Source organism: Arthrobacter sp. 10T419 (assembly GCF_056394105.1).
This window is the reverse complement of record NZ_JBFTHF010000003.1, coordinates 245,407-266,633: the sequence shown is the minus strand read 5'-3', so window position 1 is coordinate 266,633 and position 21,227 is coordinate 245,407. Positions and strand designations below refer to the sequence as shown.

18 protein-coding genes are annotated in these 21,227 nt (G+C 69.0%); 10 read left to right on the top strand and 8 right to left on the bottom strand.

Going from position 1 to position 21,227, the window contains the following annotated elements:
• The first annotated feature begins 90 nt into the window (after nucleotides 1–90).
• From AC1DBD_RS07525 to dhaM, 5 genes are all read left to right on the top strand, one after another.
• On the top strand, nucleotides 91–2,217 hold the full coding sequence (locus tag AC1DBD_RS07525) for a S9 family peptidase (RefSeq protein WP_476981749.1): 2,127 nt from the start codon (nucleotides 91–93) through the stop codon (nucleotides 2,215–2,217).
• A gap of 69 nt (nucleotides 2,218–2,286) precedes the next feature.
• Entirely contained in the window at nucleotides 2,287–2,796 is a 510-nt protein-coding gene (locus AC1DBD_RS07520; protein ID WP_441418125.1) for an amino-acid N-acetyltransferase, read from the top strand.
• Nucleotides 2,797–3,193: 397 nt separating this feature from the next.
• Nucleotides 3,194–4,195: a dihydroxyacetone kinase subunit DhaK gene (gene dhaK, locus AC1DBD_RS07515; RefSeq protein ID WP_441418124.1), complete on the top strand. Its 1,002-nt coding sequence runs from the start codon at nucleotides 3,194–3,196 to the stop codon at nucleotides 4,193–4,195.
• Nucleotides 4,196–4,197: 2 nt separating this feature from the next.
• The gene (gene dhaL / locus AC1DBD_RS07510; RefSeq protein WP_476892999.1) at nucleotides 4,198–4,824 is read left to right on the top strand and encodes a dihydroxyacetone kinase subunit DhaL; all 627 of its coding nucleotides are present in this window, start codon (nucleotides 4,198–4,200) and stop codon (nucleotides 4,822–4,824) included.
• A complete protein-coding gene (dhaM, locus tag AC1DBD_RS07505; RefSeq protein ID WP_476981748.1) occupies nucleotides 4,821–5,495 on the top strand; it encodes a dihydroxyacetone kinase phosphoryl donor subunit DhaM in 675 nt (224 codons plus the stop codon). Before dhaL ends, dhaM begins: the two co-directional genes overlap by 4 nt.
• A 17-nt stretch (nucleotides 5,496–5,512) precedes the next feature.
• Here the strand turns inward: dhaM and AC1DBD_RS07500 are convergent, their stop codons facing one another.
• Nucleotides 5,513–6,349 (bottom strand): HhH-GPD family protein, encoded by an 837-nt coding sequence (locus tag AC1DBD_RS07500; protein ID WP_476981901.1) that lies wholly within the window; start codon nucleotides 6,347–6,349, stop codon nucleotides 5,513–5,515.
• A 255-nt stretch (nucleotides 6,350–6,604) separates the two neighbouring features.
• Between AC1DBD_RS07500 and AC1DBD_RS07495 the strand changes: the two genes are divergently transcribed.
• Nucleotides 6,605–7,297, top strand: a complete 693-nt coding sequence (locus AC1DBD_RS07495; RefSeq protein WP_476981747.1) for a hypothetical protein — start codon at nucleotides 6,605–6,607, stop codon at nucleotides 7,295–7,297.
• 98 nt (nucleotides 7,298–7,395) lie between these two features.
• Here AC1DBD_RS07495 and disA read toward each other — a convergent pair whose 3' ends face one another.
• Nucleotides 7,396–8,472: a DNA integrity scanning diadenylate cyclase DisA gene (gene disA, locus AC1DBD_RS07490; RefSeq protein WP_441418120.1), complete on the bottom strand. Its 1,077-nt coding sequence runs from the start codon at nucleotides 8,470–8,472 to the stop codon at nucleotides 7,396–7,398.
• Between the two features lie 332 nt (nucleotides 8,473–8,804).
• Here disA and AC1DBD_RS07485 point away from each other — a divergent pair, with 332 nt between their 5' ends.
• A complete protein-coding gene (locus AC1DBD_RS07485) occupies nucleotides 8,805–10,418 on the top strand; it encodes a peptide chain release factor 3 (protein WP_476981746.1) in 1,614 nt (537 codons plus the stop codon).
• A gap of 192 nt (nucleotides 10,419–10,610) precedes the next feature.
• Nucleotides 10,611–11,969 carry a protein kinase domain-containing protein gene (locus tag AC1DBD_RS07480; protein ID WP_476981745.1) on the top strand — a complete coding sequence of 453 codons (1,359 nt, stop codon included), beginning with the start codon at nucleotides 10,611–10,613 and terminating at the stop codon, nucleotides 11,967–11,969.
• Nucleotides 11,970–12,006: 37 nt separating this feature from the next.
• On the opposite strand, the gene AC1DBD_RS07475 is transcribed toward AC1DBD_RS07480, so the two are convergent.
• Complete coding sequence (locus AC1DBD_RS07475; RefSeq protein WP_476908876.1) at nucleotides 12,007–13,209, bottom strand: PucR family transcriptional regulator; 1,203 nt, start codon at nucleotides 13,207–13,209, stop codon at nucleotides 12,007–12,009.
• A 98-nt stretch (nucleotides 13,210–13,307) separates the two neighbouring features.
• Here AC1DBD_RS07475 and AC1DBD_RS07470 point away from each other — a divergent pair, with 98 nt between their 5' ends.
• A complete protein-coding gene (locus AC1DBD_RS07470; protein ID WP_441418116.1) occupies nucleotides 13,308–14,381 on the top strand; it encodes a ferredoxin reductase in 1,074 nt (357 codons plus the stop codon).
• A 14-nt stretch (nucleotides 14,382–14,395) separates the two neighbouring features.
• Nucleotides 14,396–15,598, top strand: coding sequence for a fatty acid desaturase family protein (locus AC1DBD_RS07465; protein ID WP_441418115.1), 1,203 nt, complete (start codon nucleotides 14,396–14,398; stop codon nucleotides 15,596–15,598).
• Between the two features lie 32 nt (nucleotides 15,599–15,630).
• Here AC1DBD_RS07465 and AC1DBD_RS07460 read toward each other — a convergent pair whose 3' ends face one another.
• The 5 genes from AC1DBD_RS07460 to AC1DBD_RS07440 form a co-directional block, all read right to left on the bottom strand.
• A complete protein-coding gene (locus AC1DBD_RS07460; RefSeq protein WP_441418114.1) occupies nucleotides 15,631–16,341 on the bottom strand; it encodes an EAL domain-containing protein in 711 nt (236 codons plus the stop codon).
• A 193-nt stretch (nucleotides 16,342–16,534) separates the two neighbouring features.
• A complete protein-coding gene (locus AC1DBD_RS07455) occupies nucleotides 16,535–17,107 on the bottom strand; it encodes a class I SAM-dependent methyltransferase (protein WP_476981744.1) in 573 nt (190 codons plus the stop codon).
• A 67-nt stretch (nucleotides 17,108–17,174) separates the two neighbouring features.
• Nucleotides 17,175–19,271 carry a copper-translocating P-type ATPase gene (locus tag AC1DBD_RS07450; RefSeq protein ID WP_476926026.1) on the bottom strand — a complete coding sequence of 699 codons (2,097 nt, stop codon included), beginning with the start codon at nucleotides 19,269–19,271 and terminating at the stop codon, nucleotides 17,175–17,177.
• Nucleotides 19,272–19,384: 113 nt separating this feature from the next.
• Nucleotides 19,385–20,878 (bottom strand): multicopper oxidase family protein, encoded by a 1,494-nt coding sequence (locus AC1DBD_RS07445; protein WP_476917268.1) that lies wholly within the window; start codon nucleotides 20,876–20,878, stop codon nucleotides 19,385–19,387.
• Nucleotides 20,878–21,213 (bottom strand): SHOCT domain-containing protein, encoded by a 336-nt coding sequence (locus AC1DBD_RS07440; protein WP_441418110.1) that lies wholly within the window; start codon nucleotides 21,211–21,213, stop codon nucleotides 20,878–20,880. The genes AC1DBD_RS07445 and AC1DBD_RS07440 overlap by 1 nt, the downstream gene beginning before the upstream one ends.
• Nucleotides 21,214–21,227 lie beyond the last annotated feature (14 nt).

The window sequence follows — 21,227 nt, the reverse complement described above, 5'->3', positions numbered from 1 at the left end:
GCGATTTCGGCACCTTTGAATATGAAAGCAGTGTTTCACTCTGAGTGAACGGGGTGTGATCCGGCGCACAAGGGGTGTTGAATCGGGGGCATGGCTTCTTCCGATACGCAGACCCCGGCCGAACACCCCGAGACCCCGTTCCACGACCTGGACCATTACCTCGCCATCCCGAAGGTGAGCGGCCTGGCGCTGAGCCCCGACGGCGGACGGCTCGTCACCACCGTGGCCACGCTCAACGACAAGGGCACCGAATACCGGACCGCGCTGTGGGAGTTGGATCCTGCGGGCAAAAAGCAGGCCCGGCGGATCACGCGCAGTGCCAAGGGCGAGGCCGGCGCCGTGTTCGCGGCGGACGGCAGCCTGTACTTCACTTCCGCGCGCCCGGACCCCGAGAGCCCGGATGCCGAGCCGGTCAACGCCCTCTGGGTCCTCCCGGCCGACGGCGGAGAGGCCCGCGTCGCGCTCTCCCGGGCCGGCGGCATCGGCGGCCTCCTGGCCGCGAAAGAGGCCGACGCCCTCTTTGTCACGGGGTCAGTCCTCGCCGGTTCCACCGACGAGGAAAACGACGAGGAGCGCCGCAAGGACCGCAAGGACAACAAGGTGGCCGCAATCCTGCACAGCGGCTACCCGGTGCGCTATTGGGACGCGGACCTGGGCCCCGCGCAGCCCCGGTTGTTCGCCGTCGAGCCCGGTGCGGAGCCGGAGCCCGGGAAGCCGGTGACGGTCGACGCCCTCCCGCCGGTCAAGCTGCGCAACCTGACCCCCGACGCCGGAAACGGACTCCGTGAGGCGGATATCGCCGTCAGCCCGGACGGGAAGACGGTCTACAGCAGCTTCACCCGGCCGCTCGCCAATGCCGACTCCCGCACCGTGCTCGTGGCCGTCGACGTCGCCGCCGGCACCCGCCGGGTCCTGCTCGACACCGAGGGCATGAGCTACTTCCCCGGCCCGGTCAGCCCCGACGGCCGGACCCTGGTGGTGCTCAGCGAGACAGACACCACCCCGGAGCAGGCGCCCAGGATCGCGCTGCACCTCCTCGATGTCTCGGGCGACAGCGACGGCGGCGATGCGGCGCTGACGCCGCTCGCGCAAGGCTGGGACCGTTGGGGCCACCCCGCGGCCTGGCTTCCGGATGGATCGGCCGTGCTTGTGACGGCGGATGAAGACGGGGCTTCGCCGGTGTTCCGCATCGCCGTGCCCGGCAACGCCGGCGGGGAGCCTGCGCCCGTGCGGCTGACGGCCGACGCGGCCGCCTACACCGACGTCGCCGTCTCCCCGGACGGGCGAAGCGCCTATGCGCTGCGCAGTTCCTACGAATTTCCGGCGGAAGCCGTCCGGATCGACCTCGCCAGCGGCGACGTCACCCGGCTGCCGGCCCCGGCCGGGCGCCCTGCCTACCGCGGCAAGCTCGAGCGGGTGGAGACCACCTCGGCGGACGGCAGCCGGGTGCCCGGTTACCTGGCCCTTCCGGAAGACGCATCGGCCGGAAACCCGGCACCGCTGTTGCTCTGGATCCACGGCGGCCCGCTGGGCTCCTGGAACGCCTGGACCTGGCGCTGGAACCCGTGGCTGCTCGTGGCCCGGGGCTACGCGGTGCTGCTCCCGGACCCGGCCCTGTCCACCGGCTACGGCCAGGACCACATCCAGCGGGGCTGGGGCGAGTGGGGCAAGGCTCCGTTCCTGGACCTGATGGCGATCACCGACGCCGTCGAGCAGCGCCCCGACATCGACGAGACACGCACCGCGGCGATGGGCGGATCATTCGGCGGCTACATGGCCAACTGGGTGGCAGGCCACACGGACCGGTTCAAGGCGATCGTCACGCATGCAAGCCTGTGGGCCCTGGACCAGTTCGGCCCGACCACGGACTCAGCGCAGTACTGGCTGAAGGAAATGACTGCGGAGATGGCCGCGGAGAATTCTCCGCACCTGCATGTGGAGAAGATCCGCACGCCGATGCTGGTCATCCACGGCGACAAGGACTACCGCGTGCCGATCGGCGAGGGGCTGCGGCTCTGGTACGAACTGCTCTCAAAGTCGCAGCTGGCGGCCGACGAGAACGGCGAAACCGACCACCGCTTCCTCTACTTCCCGGACGAGAACCACTGGATCCTGCAGCCGCAGCACGCCAAGGTCTGGTACGGCGTCGTCGAGCACTTCCTGGCCAGGAACCTGCTGGACAAGGACATCCCGGTGCCGGACGAGCTCGGTCTCTGAGCCGCCCGGCCCCGCCCCGGCCGGCCAAGGCCGGGCGGGGCGCAAGGGCCCGCGCCGTAGGATTGGGCTGTGACTGAGACGATCCGCATCCGCCCTGCCCGCACCGGCGACGTTGCCGCCATCAAGACCCTGGTGGCACCCTTGGCCGACCAGCGGATCCTGATGGCCAAGGAAACCGTCGCGTACTACGAAAGCCTCCAGGAGTTCCGGATCGCCGAAGCGCCCGACGGCGAGGTGATCGGCTGCGGCGCGTTGCACGTGATGTGGGAGGACCTGGCGGAGGTGCGCACCCTGGCCACCTCGGATGCGTGGCGCGGCAAGGGCGTCGGACACCTGCTGGTGGAACGCCTGCTGGAGGATGCGAAAGCGCTCGGCATCTCCCGCGTGTTCTGCCTGACCTTCGAGGTGGACTTCTTCAAGAAGCATGGCTTCGACGTGATGGCGGACCAGACGGCCGTGGATCCGGTGGTGTACTCGGAGCTCCTGCGCTCACACGATGAAGGCGTCGCCGAATTCCTGGACCTCGCGCGGGTCAAGCCCAATACCCTGGGCAACACCCGCATGATCCGGACGCTCTAGGCGCTTCCCGCAGCTGCCTGAAACGGGGTCTTCCGCCAAATCAACTTGGTGGATAAACTGATCCCGGCCCGATGGGGCGGGCCGCCAGCTTCCGGAGGCAGAAATTGCAGAATCGCGTGATTTTTCCAGATTTCTCCGCATTCCAAATGACGGTGGACGCCGTTCCGGTGCAGCCGGACTCACCCGGTGGCGACCGCTGCGGGGGCGCCGATGCCGCCGCGCGCCGGCTCCAGCCCCGGGTGGCTCTCGGTCCGGACGCCTGGCCGAGCTTCGCGCCGGAGGCTGCACCCGGGCCCTGAGCGTCCCGGCAGTGGTTGAACCCGGAGCCTACCGCTGGCAGGGCCCCGGTAGTAGGGTCTAAGCAAGCAGCCAGGACAACCATCCAGGGAGCACAGCCATGAAGAAACTCATCAATGATCCCAAGGCCGTGGTCGACGAGTCAGTGGAGGGGTTCGGGCTTGCTCACGCCGACCTTGTGACTGTCTACCCGGATCCCAAATACATCGTCCGCAAGGACGCCCCGGTGGCAGGAAAAGTCGGGCTGGTTTCCGGCGGCGGCAGCGGCCACGAGCCCCTGCATGGCGGCTACGTCGGACTGGGGATGCTCGACGCCGCGGTTCCCGGCGCAGTGTTCACCTCGCCCACCCCGGACCAGATCCTGCCGGCCACGCTTGCAGTGAACTCCGGCGCCGGCGTCGTGCACATCGTGAAGAACTACACCGGCGACGTGCTGAACTTCGAGACCGCCGCCGAACTGGCGCAGGCCGAGGGCGTGGAGGTCCGGACGGTGCTGGTCAACGACGACGTCGCCGTCCAGGACTCGCTCTACACCGCAGGGCGCCGCGGCGTCGGCGGAACCGTCCTGGTCGAGAAGATCGCTGGGGCCGCCGCCGAACGCGGCGACAGCCTCGACGCCGTCGCCGCCATCGGTGACCGCGTCAACCAAAACGTGCGCAGCATGGGCGTGGCCCTGAGCGCGTGCACCGTGCCGCACGCCGGAGTGCCCAGCTTCGAGCTCGAGGACAACGAGATCGAGATCGGCATCGGCATCCACGGCGAGCCGGGCCGGCACAAGATTCCGATGGAGCCCGTCGACGGCATCACCGACCGCCTGCTGGATCCCGTCGTCAGCGACCTTGGCCTCGCCTCGGGGGAGAAGGTCCTGTTGTTCGTCAACGGCATGGGCGGCACACCGTTGAGCGAGTTGTACATCGTCTACCGCCGGGCCGCGCAAAGGCTTGCGGATCAGGGCGTCACCGTGGCGCGCTCGCTGGTGGGCAACTACATCACCTCGCTTGAGATGCAGGGCTGCTCCATCACCGTGCTGCGCCTCGACGAGGAGATGACCGGGCTCTGGGACGCGCCCGTCCACACCGCCGCCCTGCGCTGGGGCGTCTGAACGTGGGGCTGGACGTCGGCTGGGCCGTGCGGTGGCTGACGCTCTCCGCCGAGGCAATGGCCGAGCACAGGGTCGAACTCATTGAGCTGGACCGGCCGATCGGTGACTCCGACCACGGCGAGAACATGGACCGCGGCTTCAAGGCCGTGATGGACAAACTCGCCGAAGCGCCCCCGGAAACTGCCGGGGCGGCACTGAAACTCACCGCCATGACCCTGATGTCGAAGGTCGGCGGCGCCGCCGGGCCGCTCTATGGAACAGCCTTCCTGCGGGCCGCGACGGCCCTCGGGGACGCTGCCGACATTGACGCCGCCACGCTGGCAGCGGCGCTGCAGGCGGCCCGCGACGGCATCGTGGCCCGCGGCAAGGCCGAATCCGGCGACAAGACGATGGTGGATGCCTGGACTCCTGCCGTGGATGCCTCGGCGGCCGCCGCCGGCGACGGCGACGTCCGCAAGGTCCTGGCCGCGGCGGCCGATGCGGCCGAGGCCGGCGCTGTTTCCACCGACCCGATGCTGGCCCGGAAGGGCCGCGCCAGCTACCTGGGGGAGCGCAGCATCGGCCACCGCGACCCCGGAGCCGTATCCAGTGCCCTGATCCTGCGCGCCGCCGTGGGGGCCGCCGGATGACGGTCCGGCTCGTCGTCGTCTCGCACAGCGAAAAGATCGCCGACGGCGCCGTCGAACTCGCCGCCCAAATGGCGCCCGATGTCATGATCGTGGCGGCCGGCGGCACCGACGACGGCCGGATCGGAACCAGCCTGGAGAAGGTGATGGCCGCGCTGGAACGGGCGTCCGGGGGAAGCGGCATCGTGGTGCTCACCGACCTCGGTTCCGCCGTCATGACAGCGGAATCGGCGGTGGAGTTCGCCGCCGATCCGGAGTCAATCCAGCTGGCCGATGCCCCGCTGATCGAGGGACTCGTCGCGGCAGCCGCTTCCGCCCAGACGGGGGCCGACGCCGGAACCGTGAAGGACGCGGCCGAAGCCGTCTACCGCCCGCCGGCCCACCCGCACGGGCCCGAACACGCGCACCAGCAGCCGCCGGATGCCCAGGGCGACTTCGAACTCGTCAACCAGGCCGGGATGCACGCACGGCCCGCGGCGAAGATTGCCGGCGGCCTGGCCGGGATGGATGCCGACGTCACCATCAACGGGGTCGACGGTGCATCCATGACGGAACTTATGATGCTTGGCGCCGGGAAAGGAACCGTGCTGCACATCGAAGCCAGCGGGGCGGACGCGGGCAAGGCGGTCGACTACCTGGGCGGGCTGATCAAGGCAGGCTTCGGCGAGCCCTAGGTGTAGTTGGGACCAGGTCAGCCTGGCAGCCGCAGACCGCCCGGGTGCAGCTCGGCCAGGCCGTCGCTGAGCAGCCCGGCAAGGGCCCGTTCCAGCTGCTCGGGCGCCGGGTTCAGCCGGTGCAGCGCCGCGAGCGGGACCCCGATCCCGTCGGCGTCGAAGCCTAGGTCCGCGGGGGCCTGTTCCAGCAGTTCGCGGGCCACCGGTGATTCGGCCAGGCGCAGGACGGCCATCACGGCTCCGCGCACCTGACGGTCTGTCCCGTGCCAGGCCTGCCCCTTTGGCGTGTAGGTGGGGGGAGGTTCGCCGGCGGCGAGCCAGGCACACGCGCCGCGGACGGGGCATTGACCGCACTTCGGCGCCCGGGCCGTGCAGACCAGCGCCCCCAGCTCCATCACGGCGGCGTTCCAGCGCACCGAGGCGGCATCGTCGTCGGGCAGCAGCTCCGCGGCCAGCCGCATTTCGCCGGCCGTCAGGGCCGGCGCCGGCAGCGCGGTCCCGGTGAACAGCCGAGCGTGGACCCGGCGGATGTTGGTGTCCACCACGGTCGCCCTGCGGCCGAAGGCGAACGCGGCGACGGCGGCGGCCGTGTAGCTGCCCACGCCGGGAAGCTCCAGCAATTCCGGGTAACTGCCGGGAACCGCGCCGCCATGGTTGTCCACGATCGCGGCGGCGGCCGCGTGCAGCCGGAGCGCCCGCCGCGGATACCCCAGCCGGCCCCAGGACCGGACAGCCTCCCCGGCGGGCTCCCGGGCGAGATCGGCCGGCGCGGGCCAGCGCCGCAGCCATTCCTCCCACACGGGCAGCACCCGGACCACGGGGGTCTGCTGGAGCATGATTTCGCTGACCAGCACACCCCAGGCGGAGCAGTCCGCCGCCCGCCAGGGCAGATCGCGGGCGGTGTCACCAAACCAGGAGTCCAGGGCGGCGTGCAGCTCGGCGAGCGGCACAGCCGGCACAGCCGGCACCGGCGGGAGGGCCGCGGCGGCGGGGAGGGCGGGGGAATCGGCTAAGGCTTTGATCGAACCAGCTTAATAGAGACGGGCACCATAGTGCGGCCAGCGGCGTGGTGGGCCGGCATAACCCGCGGCGTTATCTAGCCTAGAAGGATGGTCAGGCAAGGCAACTCAGGAACGCACGGTTCGGGACCGAAGGCTTCCGCCAAGGCAAAGACCAGCGGCAGGCCGGCCCGGAAACCCCTCAGCCCTGTCTACCGCCGACGCCGGCTCTTCGTCGGAGCCGCCCTGTTGCTGGTGCTTTCCCTCGCTGTCGGCGGTTTCGCTGCGATTTCCAGCGTCCTCAACGGCGAAAGACCGGCGGCCACGTCCGGTGACTCGACCCAGACGGCCAAGCCCGGCAGCACCCCCGCCAGCACGGAGGCGTCCGCCGGGGCCCCGCCGACGGCGGGAGCTGGCTGTGACGAGACGCTCCTGAAGGTCACCGCGGCCACGGACAAGGCCGCCTACGCGGCTGGCGAGAACCCGCTGCTGACCCTCAAGGTCACCAACGGCAACAAGGTTTCGTGCGAGGTCAACCTTGGGACCTCGCAGATGGAGTACCTGATCACCAGCGGCTCGGACCGGATCTTCTCGTCCCGGGACTGCCAGGCGGAGAGCAGCGACCTGGTCAAGACCATCCGCCCCGGCGGCAGCGAGACGGCGAACTTCCCGTGGAACCGCAACCGGTCCACTGAGGGCTGCAAGGTCGTGGACGCCCAGCCGGGCGGCGGCGGTGCCTACTACGTCTTCACCGCCAGGCTCGGCAACAAGACCAGCCCCAAGGCCGTCTTCCAGCTCGGCTAGTCCACTTCGACTGCTCCGCAGGTGCCGTTTTGCGGGCCGAAAAGGGCGGTTACGGAGCAGCGGACAGGGGTTATTAGGCGGGGCCCAAAGGAACCGGTCTAGAGGAACCGGTCCAGCAGGCTGGCCTCGGCCATCCGGCTCAGGCCTTCGCGGACCGTCCGGGCGCGCTGGTCGCCGATGCCGTCCACCGTCATGAGGTCATCAATGGTGGCAGCCATCAGGAACTGCAGCCCGCCAAAGTGGTCCACCAGGCGGTCGGCGACGGCTTTCGGCACCGCCTTGAGCCCGGAAAGCAGGCGGTATCCGCGCGGCTGCACGACGGCGTCGAGGTTCGCCTCCCCGCCGGCGAAGCCGACAATGCCAGCGATCTTGCCCAGGTCGATGAGCTCGGTGGGGCCCAGGTTCACCAGGGCCTTGACGGCGTTTTCGATATCCGCGGCGGAGGCGCTGGGGCCCGAGTAGTCCCGGATGATCACGTCGCTGCCCGGCCCGCGGCCCACCGTCAGTTCATCCAGCTGGAGTGAGAGCAAACGGCCGTCCTCGCCGAGTTCCAGCACATACTGGGAGATCTCCTCGGAGATGCGCCGCACCATCTCCTGGCGCTGCAGGGTCACGGCCACATCGCGGACCGTCACCATGGCCTCGATCTCCAGGGCCGACAGCGAACTGGTCACCTGGTCCAGGCGGGAGCGGTACCGCTCCAGCGTGGCGAGGGCCTGATTGGCGCGGGCCAGGACCTTCTCCGACCCTTCCAAGGTGTGGCGCAGGCCGTTGACGTAAAGCGCGATGATCTGCATCGACTGGCTCACGGAGATGACCGGAACGCCGGTCTGGATGGCAACGCGCTCAGCGGTCCGGTGCCGGGTTCCCGTCTCCTGGGTCTCAATGCTCGAATCGGGCACCAGCTGGACGCCGGCCCGCAGGATATTGCTCGCATCCTTGTCGCAGACAATGGCGCCGTCCATTTTGGCCAGTTCACGCAGCCGGGTGGGGGAGAAGTCGATGCCGATTTCGAAGCCACCCGAACAGATGGATTCGATGGTCCGGTCGATGCCCAGCACGATCAGGGCGCCGGTACGTCCGCGGAGGATTCGCTCCAGGCCGTCCCGCAGGGCCGTCCCCGGCGCCACCCTGGCCAGAGTCGCCTTAAGTGCATCCTCGGGACTCCGAGCCATAGGTATTCCCTTTCAAAGGTGCAGGCCGCAGCCCGCAAGTGCGCCGGTTTTGATGACAAATCCATCAGCGGCCGGCAAGAACAAAAGTGCCCGGTTTCCCGTATGCACCATCATAGGGGCAACGGCGGGCTGTTTCCGCACGGTCAAGCCTCAAAGTGCCCCATTTACGTCTGCCCGGGGGTCCCGCGCAGACGGCCGTCCGCCCGCCGGCGGAACCCGCGTTTTCGGCCGTCCGCCCGGGCCTGCCGCCGCCTGCGATAAACTTGATGCCTAGGGTGTACCGCGGGCTCTCCGCGCCGTGACCCGTTCCCAGCCGCAGCGAAAGTAGCACCGTGTCCCAAGAAGTCCACAGCCCCGCCAGAGTCCACGAGATTCACAAGCAGGCAGCCCGGCGCCGGACCTTCGCAGTCATCTCCCACCCCGACGCCGGCAAGTCCACGCTGACTGAAGCCCTGGCCCTGCACGCCAAGGTGATCGGCACCGCCGGCGCGTCCAGCGGCAAGGCCAACCGCAAGGAAACCGTCTCCGACTGGATGCAGATGGAGAAGGACCGCGGCATCTCGATCAGCTCGGCAGCGCTGCAGTTCGCCTACCGCGACACCGTCATCAACCTGCTGGACACCCCGGGCCACGCCGACTTCTCCGAGGACACCTACCGGGTGCTGGCCGCCGTGGACTGCGCCGTGATGCTCGTGGACGCCGCCAAGGGCCTGGAAACCCAGACCATGAAGCTCTTCGAGGTCTGCAAGCAGCGGAACCTGCCCATCATCACCGTGATCAACAAGTGGGACCGGCCCGGCCTGGACGCCCTGGCCCTGATGGATGAGATCACCGAACGGACCGGCCTGCAGCCCATGCCCCTGACCTGGGCGGTCGGCATCTCCGGCGACTTCCGCGGCGTCTGGGACCTGCGCAACGACCGCTTCGCCCAGTTCAAGCGCAACAATGCCGGCGCCAACATCGCCCTGACGGAGTACTTCGCCCCGGAGGAGGCCGCCGCCAGCCAGGGCGGCGACTGGTCCAACGCCGTGGACGAGGCGGGCCTGGTGATCGAATCCAACCTGGCGTTCGACGTCGAGGCCTTTCACGCCGGCAAGGCGACGCCTATCCTGTTCAGCTCCGCCGCGCTGAACTTCGGCGTGAAGGAAATCCTCGATGCCCTCGTGGACTTCGCCCCTCCCGCTGCCCCGCGGCCCGACGTTGAGGGCGCCGCGCGCCCCGTGGACGCCCCGTTCGCCGGGTTCGTCTTCAAGGTCCAGGCCGGCATGAACAAGGCCCACCGTGACCACGTCGCGTTCATCCGGGTCTGCTCCGGCGTCTTCGAACGCGGCATGGTGGTCACGCAGGGACGGACCGGGAAATCATTCGCGACGAAGTACGCCCAGCAGGTGTTCGGCCGCGAACGCGAGGTGATCGACGAGGCTTTCCCCGGTGACGTCGTGGGCCTCGTGAACGCCTCCTCGCTGCGCGTGGGGGACAGCCTGTTCCTGGAGCAGCCGGTGGAGTTCCCGGCGATCCCGCTGTTCGCCCCCGAGCACTTCCAGGTGGCCCGCTCCAAGGACCCCAGCCGCTTCAAGCAGTTCCGCCGCGGCATCGAACAGCTTGAGCACGAGGGCGTCATCCAGGTGCTCCGTTCCGACATCCGTGGCGACCAGGCCCCTGTGCTGGCCGCCGTCGGTCCTATGCAGTTCGAAGTGGTTGAGGACCGGATGGCACACGACTTCAGCGCCCCGATGCGGCTCGAACGGCTGCCCTACTCGCTGGCCAGGATCACGACGGCGGACGCCATGCCCACGCTCGCGAACGTACAAGGCGCCGAGGTGCTGCTGCGTTCCGACGGCGAGTACCTGGCCCTGTTCAACGACGTCTGGGCGCTGCGCCGGATCGAGAAGAACCACCCGGATCTGACGCTGGTGCCGATCGGCACGCACAACCCGGCTAAATAGCCTTCGCGAGCCCCGCCGGGGTCCCGGAAATTTCCCGCCCGCAGGTCTTCCGGAATCCGCATTCCGCGGTAACATAAGTAACCTTGCTAATTTCGCGGGCGCTTGCCGATCTGGCCGGCTTTTGGGACTGCTCTGTCCGATTCCATGTGCGGACCCGTATTGAGGGAACAAGAAAACTCGTTGACAATATCTATGGAATCCGGCCTCCTGCTCAGCGGGCGGTACCGGATCGAGGCCCTCATTGGCAGGGGAAGCCAATCAACTGTTTACCGGGCGCACGACGAACTGCTGCAGCGCGAGGTGGCGGTCAAGCTCTTCCGCAACGACGTGGACGATCTTGAGCACACCCGTCGCCAGGGCCAGGAAGTGCGGATCCTCGCGGGGATGAGCCACCACGCACTGGTGACCCTGTTCGACGCCGGCGCCGACCTCAGCAATCCGGAGTCCCGGCTGACCTACCTCGTGATGGAACTCGTCCGCGGCCAGGACCTGCGCCACCGGTCCCTGCAGGGCCCGCTCTCCGCCGCGCACATGGCCCACATCGGCTACGACCTGGCTGACGGGCTCTCCTACATCCACCACCACGGGATCGTGCACCGGGACATCAAACCGGCCAACATCCTCCTGGTGGACTACAGCAACGACGACCGCCGCCCCCGGGCCAAACTGACCGACTTCGGCGTCGCGGCCATCCTGGGGCACAACCGCGCGGACGACGACGGCGGCACCTCCGGGACCCCGGCCTACCTGAGCCCAGAGCAGGCCGGGGGTGAACCGGCCGGCCCGGCCAGCGACATCTACTCGCTCGGACTCGTGCTGCTTGAGGGGCTGACCGGCAAGATGGCCTACCCTGGCGCGCCGATCCAGTCCGCCGTCGCCCGGCTGCTCCACGACCCGCAGATCCCGGAGGAGCTCGCCCCCATGTGGGTGGCGCTGCTGTCCTCCATGCTGTCCCGCGATCCGGCCACCCGGCCGGACGCCCGCGAGGTTTCCCTTGCCCTGCGCCAGGAAGTCATCAACGGCGCCGGCCGTCACCGGCAGCACAGTGCGTCGGCGGCGAACGACGAGGACGGCCGGATGCGCGCCGTCGAGCGGTACCGGATCCTCGACACCCCGGCGGACGGCGCCTTTGACCGGATCGCGGCGCTGGCAGCCCGCGTGTTTTCGGTGCCGGTCGCCATTGTCAGCGTCGTGGACCACGACCGGATCTGGTTCAAGGCCCACCACGGCACCGAAGTCACCCAGATCGGCAGGGATCCGGGGCTTTGCGCCTCGGCGATCCTGCAGGACGGGCCCTGGATCATCGAGGACGCCGCGAGGGACGCGCGGACCCTGTCCAACCCGCTCGTAGCCGGGGAGTTTGGCCTGCAGTTCTATGCCGGCGTTCCGCTGCGCACCCCGGACGGCTTCAACCTCGGCACGTTCTGCATCCTGGACCGGCAGCCGCGGCACTTCACCGCCGAGGACACCCGGACGCTCGAGGACCTGGCCGCGATCGTCATGAACGACCTTGAAATGCGGCTGCAGAGCCGCGAGGCGATCGCCAGCTAGCGCGCGCCGGCATCGCCAGCTAGCGCTGGTCCCCGGGTCAGCGCCTGCCGGCGTGCAGCGCGAGCTCCAGCTCAAACCGCGCCACCGGGTCCTCCAGCGCGTCCCCGAACAGTTCGCGCAGCTGGGCCGCCCGGTAGCCGACGGTCTGCGGGTGGATGCCCAGTTCGGCGGCCACCGGCGCCCGCTGCCCCCAGTGCCGCAGCCAGGACAACAGGGTTTCGGCGAGCCGTTCGCGCTGCGCCGGGCGGAGCCCCTCGAGCGGGGCCAGGCGGCGGTTGGCCAGCTCGGTGATGGCGGAGGGCTCGGCGCCGAGGATCACCGCCGCGAGATGCTCATCCGCCCAGATCGGCGCGTCCTCCGGACCGTCCCGGTGCGGCAGCACCGATGCCGCCAGCACGGCCAGCCGCAGGGACTCGGGGACCTTCTCCCAGCCGCCGGCCGGACCCACGGAGGCGCCGCGGCCCCGGAGTGCCTTGTCGAGGTCCTTCCGGGCGGACTTGGAGTTGCGGACCGGGACCAGAGCCACGGCGTCGGTCTCGCGTTCGATCACCAGGGTTCCCGGGCCCAGCCGCAGCCGCAGCCCGGCGGCCCGGTCCACCGGCAGCGTCACGACCGTCATGCGCGGGGGCAGGGACCAGTCCGCCATCGCCGCCGTCTGGCGCAGCGCCGCCTCGTCCGCCTGCCCCAGCAGCAGCAGGTCCAGCAGCTCGGTGCGGCGCCGGTCCACCGCGCCGGCACGTTCGGACTGCTCAAAAGCGTAGGCCTCGGCACTGACCGCGGAGAGCTCATCGATGTAGGCCAGGATCGATTCGCCGAGGTCCACCACCACGTTCTGGCCCAGATGGTGTTCCACCGAGACCTTGGACATCTCCCGGAACGTCACGCGGGCCCCCATCCGGTAGGCGCTGAGCAGGGCATCCATGCTCCTGCCCTGCCGGAACTCGCCGCTGCCCAGGCCCGCCACCAGCTGCCGGCTCTCCTCGGAAAGCGCCGGCAGCGTGGTGCCCGGAAGCTGCAGGAAGCGGTCCAGGGCGGCCGCGACGCCGCGCCGCAGCCCCCGCCCGAAGCGGCCCTCGATCGGCCGGGCATAGGCGGGAACCAGCTGTGGCACGGCGTCGATGATGGCCTCCACGATGCCTGGCATCCTGGGCCGGAGCATGTCGCTGACCTCCTTCGGCAACGCCAGCCACGGCGGATCGTAAGCGGGGTAGCCGGAGTGGCCGGCGGGAGGAGCATCCATGACGGGTATCCCAAAACTGTTTCGTGGAGATAGTTTCTTTGAGTCGATCGTATGCCTTGGGTGAAGAATTATGACCCAACCTGACATAGGCTTGGTAGATGATCCGGCTCCGTAAGCTGGCGCGCGCCGCATCTCTACTGACCACCCCACTAGCTCCAGAAGACATTCTGTCGCTGTTCAACCCCGTGTTCTCTGCCCGCCAGTTGCGCGGCGTGGTTACCCGGGTGGTTCCAGAAACGGCCGATTCCGCCACCATTTTCTTCCGTCCCGGCCGAGGCTGGCAAGCGCACCGCGCAGGCCAGTGGGCCCGCATCGGCGTCGAACTCAACGGCGTGCGCCACTGGCGGTCCTACTCGCTCAGCGCGCCCGCCGGCGAGGACCCCGCCATCACCGTCACGGACATGGGGGCCGTCTCCGGGACCCTGGTCCGCACCACCAAGCCGGGCGACGTCCTTTTCCTCGCGCCGCCGCAGGGCGACTTCGTCCTCCCCGAACACCCGCGCCCGCTGCTGATGCTCACCGCGGGTAGCGGCATCACCCCGGTGATGTCGATGGTCCGCACGCTTGTCCCGCACCGTCCCGATGCCGACGTGGTCCTCATCCACACGGCGCGGACGGCGGCCGACGCCATCTTCCGCGAGGAACTGGCCGAACTCGCAGACCAGTTCCCCAACTTCAAGGTCACCCACTGGTTCACCGGGGAACGCGGGCGGCTCGACTTCAGCACCGCGGCGGGACTCGACGCGCTGTGCCCGGACTGGCGGGACCGCGCCGCCTACGCCTGCGGCCCCGAGGGCTTCCTCGACGACGCCGAGGCGCTCTGGGAATCCGAGGCTGCGCCCGGCACCAAGGACACGGCCGCAACCCTGACGATCGAACGCTTCAGCACCAACCTGGCCGGCGGCGAGGGGCACGACGGCGGTCTGGTGACCTTCGAAGCCTCCGACCGTGAAGTCGAAGCCGACGGCGACACCCCCCTGCTCGACGTAGGTGAGGACGCCGGCGTGCTGATGCCGAGCGGCTGCCGGATGGGCATCTGCCACAGCTGCCTCATCCCGCTCCGGGCCGGCCAGATCCGTGACCTGCGCACGGGCGAAGTCCACGGCGAGCCCGGCCAACTAATCCAAACGTGTGTCTCGGCAGCCGCCGGACCCGTTAACCTCGACCTCTGAGGAGAAACCACCACATGACCACACTTGCTGACAAGCCGGATACTGCCGAAAGCGGCAACACTGGCGCCCAGTCCGGATCCGCCGTCGTTGCCGCCGCAAAGAAGCGGCCAGGGGCGCTCGCCGAGACGGGCAGCCCGCTGCTCCGGCCGCCCGCCGCAGCGCACCTCTCGGACGAGCAGGTGGCGGAGCTGGGCCGCGAACTTGACGCGATCAAGGACGACATCCTCGCCAAGCGCGGCTCCTCGGACGCCGCCTACATCCGCCGCATGATCAAGATCCAGCGCGGCCTGGAGATCTCCGGCCGCGCTGCGCTCCTGGTCAGCAAGAACAAGGCCGCCTGGGTCACCGGCACCACGCTGCTGAGCTTCGCCAAGATCCTGGAAAACATGGAGCTGGGACACAACATCCTGCACGGCCAGTGGGACTGGATGCGGGACCCGGACATCCACTCCACCACTTGGGAGTGGGACTTTGTCACCCCGGCGCGTTCCTGGCAGCACACCCACAACGACCTGCACCACCGGTGGACCAACGTCGTCGGCAAGGACAACGACATCGGGTACAACCTGCTGCGCATGGATCCGCAACAGGAATGGAAGCCCTTCAACCTGGGCAACCCGCTCTACAACGCGCTGCTGGCGCCGGTCTTCGAGTGGGGCATCGCGATCTATGACCTCGAACTCGTGGACTACAAAGAGGGCAGGAAGTCCAAAGAAGCCCTGAACAAGGACCTCAAGGCGCTCGGCCGCAAGGCCCTCAAGCAGTTCACCAAGGATTACGCCGCCACGCCCGCCGTCGCCATGCTCACCGGCTCCGGCAAGCAGGCCCTCTACGGCACGCTGACCGCCAACGCGGTCCGCAACGTCTGGGCCCACGCGGTGATCTTCTGCGGGCACTTCCCGGACGGGACGGATACGTTCACCGAGGAAATGGTCGACGGCGAGACCCGCGGTGACTGGTACGTGCGCCAGATGATCGGCTCGGCCAACATCTCCGGCTCCAAGTTCATGCACCTGATGACCGGCAACCTCTCGCACCAGATCGAGCACCACCTCTTCCCGGACCTGCCGTCCAACCGCTATGCCGAGGTGGCCCCGAAGGTCCAGGAGATCTGCCGACGCTACGGCCTGCCGTACACCACGGGCCCGATCTGGAAGCAGGTCGGCTCCACCTGGGCCAAGATCTTCCGGCTGGCCCTGCCGCCGAAGAAGGCCTAGGCGCCCGGGTCCGCTGGGGGAGGCGGCAGACGCTAGGCGGTGCTGCTGAGAACCGACTCCTGGTGGACCCGGGGGAGCTCCTCGAAGGCGGGCTTCCCAAACCAATATCCCTGGAACAGGCGGATGCCGGTTGCCTTCAGGGCCAGGAACTCCGCTTCAGTCTCAATGCCTTCCGCGAGCACCGTGATGTCCAGCTCCCTGGCGATGCCGACGATGCCGGCGACGACGGTCTGGCGGGCCGGGCTGGAGTCGATCCCTCGGATGAGTTTCATGTCGACCTTGATCAGGTCGGGCTGGAAATCGACCAAGAGGCCAAGTCCCGCATGGCCGGCGCCAAAATCGTCGATGGCGGTGGTGAAACCGTGCTTGCGGTACTCGGTGATGATGTTCGTGAGGTGTGCCGTGTCCGAGACCTCCTCATTTTCGGTGAACTCGAACATGATCGACGACGTCGGAAAGCTGCATCGCGCGGCTGCCTGCAGCGTCGCACGAAGGCATGCAGCCGGTTCGTAGACCGCGTTGGGCATGAAGTTGATCGACAGCATCAGCTCCTCACCCGCAGGAAAGAGGCGGGATGCCAGCTCGATTGCCTTGACGCGGCAGGCCTGGTCAAAGCGGTACTTCTGCTCCGGTGAGACTTTTGACAGAACGTCATAGGCGCCCTCGCCCGACAAGCCTCTGACCAGGGCCTCATAGCCCCACACGCGGCCGGCGACGGCGTCGTAGATCGGCTGGAAAGCCATGCTGAAATCAAAGTCGAGTCTCGGAGAAGCCGTGCAGCCGTCACATGCCATGTGGGGGGTCCTTTCGATGATTACGTCCACTGTAGGGCAACAGCCGCAGCCGGGATCCCGCCGTGTCCGGGGTGAAATGCGCGTGTCGCGGGCCTCCTCCGCCGCGCTGTAACGGACCCCTGTCCCTGGTGCGGCGGCCGGCTCAGGCCTTGACCGCCACCCCCAGGACGTGGGCCAGCGGCGGATTGCCGGGCAGCACCGCGAAGCCGAAGCGGTCCAGTGACTCGACTGCCAGGCCGGCCCGGACGATGGTGGACGGAGTGTCCCGGTTAGGGTGGCAGCCGCCGGCCAGGCGGCTCCAGAGCGGTGTGAGCAGGTCCTCGGCCAACCCCAGCACGCGGTGCGTGGAGCGGACGTGCTCATAGAACAGCAGCTGGCCGCCCGGCTTGAGGACCCGGACGGCTTCGGCCAGGGCGGCGGACGGCTCGGCCACGCTGCACAGCACGAGGCTCGAGACGACGACGTCCACCGAGCCGTCCGGGGCCGGCAGCGACTCGGCGACCCCGTCCAGGACGGTGATCGGCACCGGCGCCGTCGCTGCGGCGGCCAGGGCCAGCGCCCGGAGCGTGGGGTCCGGTTCGAGCGCCAGCACCCCCGTCACCGCGGGCGGATAGAACGGGAAGGTCGCGCCGTAGCCTGCCCCGATCTCGACGACGGCGCCGTGGGCCGCTTCGACGAGGCGCCGCCGGTGGTCGGCCGCCCCGCGGGCGTCCATCCGGGCCCGACGCGGGCATACGAGCGTCCGAACGACGGGGTGTGGGCATCCATGGGCGTCCTTTGGTTCAGCGGACCTGGGCCGGATTGAGCTTAAGGCGCCGCAGCAGCTGTGCATTCAGCGCCACCACGATCGTTGAGGCGGACATCAGCACAGCTCCGGCCGCGGGGGAGAGGACGACGCCGGCGAAGGCAAGGGCGCCGGCGGCCAGCGGGATGGAGACGATGTTGTAGCCGGTGGCCCAGATGAGGTTCTGCCACATCTTGCGGTAGCTGGCCCGGGAAAGGTCCAGCATGGACAGGACGGCCCGGGGATCGTTTCCGGCCAGGACGACGCCGGCGGACTCCATCGCGACGTCGGTACCGGCGCCGATCGCGATGCCGACTTCGGCCCGGGCCAGCGCGGGGGAGTCGTTGACGCCGTCGCCCACCATCGCCACCTTCAAGCCGCGGGACTGCAGTTCGGCAACTTTCTTGTCCTTATCGGCCGGCAGGACCTCGGCGAAGACCTCGTCGATGTTGAGTTCCTCGCCAACGGCGCGGGCGACCTGACGGGCGTCGCCGGTGATCATGGCGACCTTGATGCCACGGTCCTGCAGGGCCTTTACGGCCTGCCGGGACTCGGTCCGCACGGCGTCCTCGAGGCTCACGGCCCCCAGGATTTTATCCCCGTCAATGACGTGGAGCACGGCCGCGCCGCGGTCCATCCAGGCCCGGGTGGCAGTTGCGAGTGCCTGCGGTTCTTCCGCTTCGAGGTCGCGGAGCAGGGCCGGGCCGCCGACCTGGATCGTCCTGCCGCCGACCGTGGCGCGGACGCCGCGGCCGGTCATGGACGAAAATCCTGTAGCCGCCGGAATCTGCAGGCCCTGCTGCCGTGCCGCCCGGACGATTGCACGTGCCACCGGGTGCTCGCTGTCTGCCTCGACGGCCGCGGCCAGCGCCAGGAGGCTGTCCCGGTCCACGCCGTCGGCGGTGGCGACGTCCTTGAGGGCGGGTTCGCCCTTGGTGAGGGTCCCGGTCTTGTCGAAGAGGACGACGTCGACGGTCCGCATCCGTTCCAGTGCCATCCGGTTCTTGATCAGGACTCCGGCCCGGGCGGCCTGTTCGGTGGAAATCGCAATGACCAGCGGGATGGCCAGGCCCAGGGCATGCGGGCAGGCGATCACGAGCACGGTGACGGTGCGGGTGACGGCGTCGGGAATGCTGCCCAGCAGGGACCAGACGATGAACGTGATGACGCCGGCGCCGGCGGCGAAGTAGAACAGGAATGCTGCAGCCCGGTCGGCCAGGGCCTGGGCCTTGGACGAAGAGGCCTGCGCCTCGGCCACCAGCCGCTGGATCCCGGCCAGGGCGGTGTCATCCCCGACGGCGGTGACCTGCACGCGGACCGTGTTGTCCGTGGCCACGGTCCCGGCGACGACCTTGTCTCCGGGTGAGCGGAGCACTGTCTTGGATTCGCCGGTGATCATCGACTCGTCGAACTCGGCCTGGCCGTCGACGACCACGCCGTCGGCCGGCATCCTGGCTCCGGAGCGGACCAGGACGGTGTCCCCTGCCAGGAGTTCGCTGACCTTGACGGTCTCCGTGCCCGCTGCGGTGATCCGGTCCGCCTCGTCCGGCAGCAGTGCGGCGAGGGCATCGAGCGCGCCCCGCGCCGAGCCGAGGGCGCGCATCTCGATCCAGTGCCCCAGCAGCATGATCGCCACCAGCAGGGCCAACTCCCACCAGAAGTCGAGGTCAAACCCCCCGATGCCCAGGCTCGTGACCCACGAGGCGACGAAAGCGACGCTGATGGCCATGGCGATCAGCAGCATCATGGCCGGTTTGCGGCTCTTCAGTTCATCCAGGCCGCCCTTGAGGAAGGGCTGCCCGCCATAGAAGAAGATGACGGTCCCCAGCACCGGCGGGATCCAGGCCGAACCGGGGAAAACCGGAGGCACATAGCCGAGCAGGTGTCCGAACATGGGGCTGAACAGCACCACGGGGACCGCCAGCGCCAGCGTCAGCCAGAACCTGTTCTTGAACATCGCGACGCTGTGGCCGGCATGCTGGCCGTGGCTGTGCACAAGGTGCTCATCGTCCCGGCCGGGCTGTGGCTGGACGTGGCCGGAGTGGCCGGTGCCGGCCCGCAGTTGGTCTGTCTGTCCGCTGTGCTGGTGGTCCATGGTTCCTGCCTCCGGAGAAGTCGTGGCTGTCCTGTTACCGACTTCAAACATACCCCCGGGGGGTATGTTTGGCAAGAGCGTCGTTGCATCGGCCGGGCACTCCGAACCCGGGGTCAGCGCACCTCGATGACGCCCATCATGCCGAGGTCCTCATGGTCCAGGATGTGGCAGTGGTAGACGGAGCGGCCGGTAAAATCCCGGAATGCGATCCGGACCGTGCACTGGCCGTTGGCCGGCACGTTGACTACATCCCGGAGAACCGCCGTCTCCAGGGCGCGGCCATTCTCCGCTATGAGCTGCATCGGCCACACGTGCAGGTGGAAGGGGTGGTCCATGGGGCTGCGGTTGACCAGGACCCACTCCTCAACCGTCCCGGCGGCAACGGTGGTGTCCGTCCTTCGCTCGTCGAAGACCAGGCCGTTGATGGTGAAGCCCATCATTCCCGCGCCCATTCCCTGACCCGACCCCGGCCCCATGGGAGTGGCGAGCACCAGCTGCCGGCGCGCGGCGACGGCGGCGGAGCGCAACTCAGGCGGGGCGGCCCCGGCTGAAATGACGGGGGCTGGCGGGGCCGGGTCGCCGGCCACGTCCAGCGTTGCCAAGGTGGTGCCGGCCGGATCCGCCGGCCCGTCCTGCTCCGCCGGCAGGCCCGGACCCATGCGGCGCCGGCTCATGCCGGGCATGGTCCCGCGGTCATAAGGCATCGCGCGCAGTTCGGATTGCCCGAGGGCGGCCGTGACCAGCAGATCCGCCCGGTTCCCCGGCGCCAGCAGCACTTCCTGAACGTCCGACGGCGACCGGAACCGTCCGGAGTCCATGCCCAGGAGCTGCAGCTTTTGCCCGTCCAGCCGCAAGCGCAGGTACCGGGCCACGCAGCAGTTCACAATGCGCCACCGTTCCCGTTGCCCCGGCCGCGCGCCCAGACGGGGATTGGCTTGGCCGTTCACCAGCAGGAGCGCACCCTCGCGCCCGGCCATCCGGTCCTGCTGCGAGGCCTCGGCCACGTTCCCGGCACCATCCAGGCTGGTGTCCGAGACGAGCAGTACGCGTTCGGCGCTCGCGGGCACCGGCACGGGATCTTCGACGATGATGGCGCCGAAGAGGCCCGCGAAGATCTGGTCGGAGACCCGGCCGTGGTGATGCGGGTGGTACCAGTACAAGCCCGGCGGGTGCCCGGCCGGGAGCCGGTATTCATAGTCGAAGCTGCTGCCGGGGTCAACGGCCACGAACACGTTGTCGCCGTTGCCCTGGGGCGAGACGTGGAGTCCGTGCAGGTGCAGGTTGCTGGGTTCGGCCAGCTTGTTGACCAGTTTGAGCCTGAGCACGTCCCCGGCGCGCAGCCGGAGGGTGGGCCCGGGGATGCTGCCGTTGTAGCCCAGCGCCCCCGCCTGCCGTCCGGCCAGCGGGAACTGGCCCGGGGCAGCCTGGAGGCTGGCTTCCAGGAGGCCACCCGAACTGCTGAGCGCCGAAGGCTGCTCCAGGGGCTCCCCGGTCACCGGCGACGGCCGCGAGTTGAGGGTCCACCACAGGCCGGCGCCCCCGGCAACGGTGCCGGTAAGGCCGGCCCCGCCCAGCAACAAGGCGCTGCGGCGGCTGATAGCAGGCACTACGGCCCCTCGCCGAGTTCCTTAACGTGCTCACGGTACTGCTCTGCCGTCAGTTCGCCTCTCGCGAAGCGCTCATCGAGGATGAGCCGGGCCTGGCTCCTGCCGCCCGGGGTTCCAGGGCTCCGGCCGGGCGTGCCCGGCTGGGGGGAGGGCCCGGGTTGGCCGTAGGGACTTGGTTGGCCGTAGGGACCGGGGTGTCCCGGCCCGGGTTGCGCTCCGTGGCCGGGCCCGCCGAAGATCCGGACCGCGAGCAGCACCAGGACCGCGACTCCGACGAGGAAGAGCACGCCCCACAGCCACATCCACCACAGGTTCTGCCCGTAACCCCACATCATGACTGTTCCCTTCG

What these genes read in the sequence shown, in the direction of transcription:
- AC1DBD_RS07480 (WP_476981745.1), top strand. Translation starts at nt 10,611, where the DNA reads ATGGAATCCGGCCTCCTGCTCAGCGGGCGGTACCGGATCGAGGCCCTC.
- AC1DBD_RS07525 (WP_476981749.1), top strand. Translation starts at nt 91, where the DNA reads ATGGCTTCTTCCGATACGCAGACCCCGGCCGAACACCCCGAGACCCCG.
- AC1DBD_RS07460 (WP_441418114.1), bottom strand. Translation starts at nt 16,341, where the DNA reads ATGGCTTTCCAGCCGATCTACGACGCCGTCGCCGGCCGCGTGTGGGGC.
- disA (WP_441418120.1), bottom strand. Translation starts at nt 8,472, where the DNA reads ATGGCTCGGAGTCCCGAGGATGCACTTAAGGCGACTCTGGCCAGGGTG.
- dhaK (WP_441418124.1), top strand. Translation starts at nt 3,194, where the DNA reads ATGAAGAAACTCATCAATGATCCCAAGGCCGTGGTCGACGAGTCAGTG.
- AC1DBD_RS07455 (WP_476981744.1), bottom strand. Translation starts at nt 17,107, where the DNA reads ATGGACGCCCGCGGGGCGGCCGACCACCGGCGGCGCCTCGTCGAAGCG.
- AC1DBD_RS07450 (WP_476926026.1), bottom strand. Translation starts at nt 19,271, where the DNA reads ATGGACCACCAGCACAGCGGACAGACAGACCAACTGCGGGCCGGCACC.
- AC1DBD_RS07475 (WP_476908876.1), bottom strand. Translation starts at nt 13,209, where the DNA reads ATGGATGCTCCTCCCGCCGGCCACTCCGGCTACCCCGCTTACGATCCG.
- dhaM (WP_476981748.1), top strand. Translation starts at nt 4,821, where the DNA reads ATGACGGTCCGGCTCGTCGTCGTCTCGCACAGCGAAAAGATCGCCGAC.
- AC1DBD_RS07470 (WP_441418116.1), top strand. Translation starts at nt 13,308, where the DNA reads ATGATCCGGCTCCGTAAGCTGGCGCGCGCCGCATCTCTACTGACCACC.
- AC1DBD_RS07440 (WP_441418110.1), bottom strand. Translation starts at nt 21,213, where the DNA reads ATGATGTGGGGTTACGGGCAGAACCTGTGGTGGATGTGGCTGTGGGGC.
- AC1DBD_RS07465 (WP_441418115.1), top strand. Translation starts at nt 14,396, where the DNA reads ATGACCACACTTGCTGACAAGCCGGATACTGCCGAAAGCGGCAACACT.
- AC1DBD_RS07495 (WP_476981747.1), top strand. Translation starts at nt 6,605, where the DNA reads ATGGTCAGGCAAGGCAACTCAGGAACGCACGGTTCGGGACCGAAGGCT.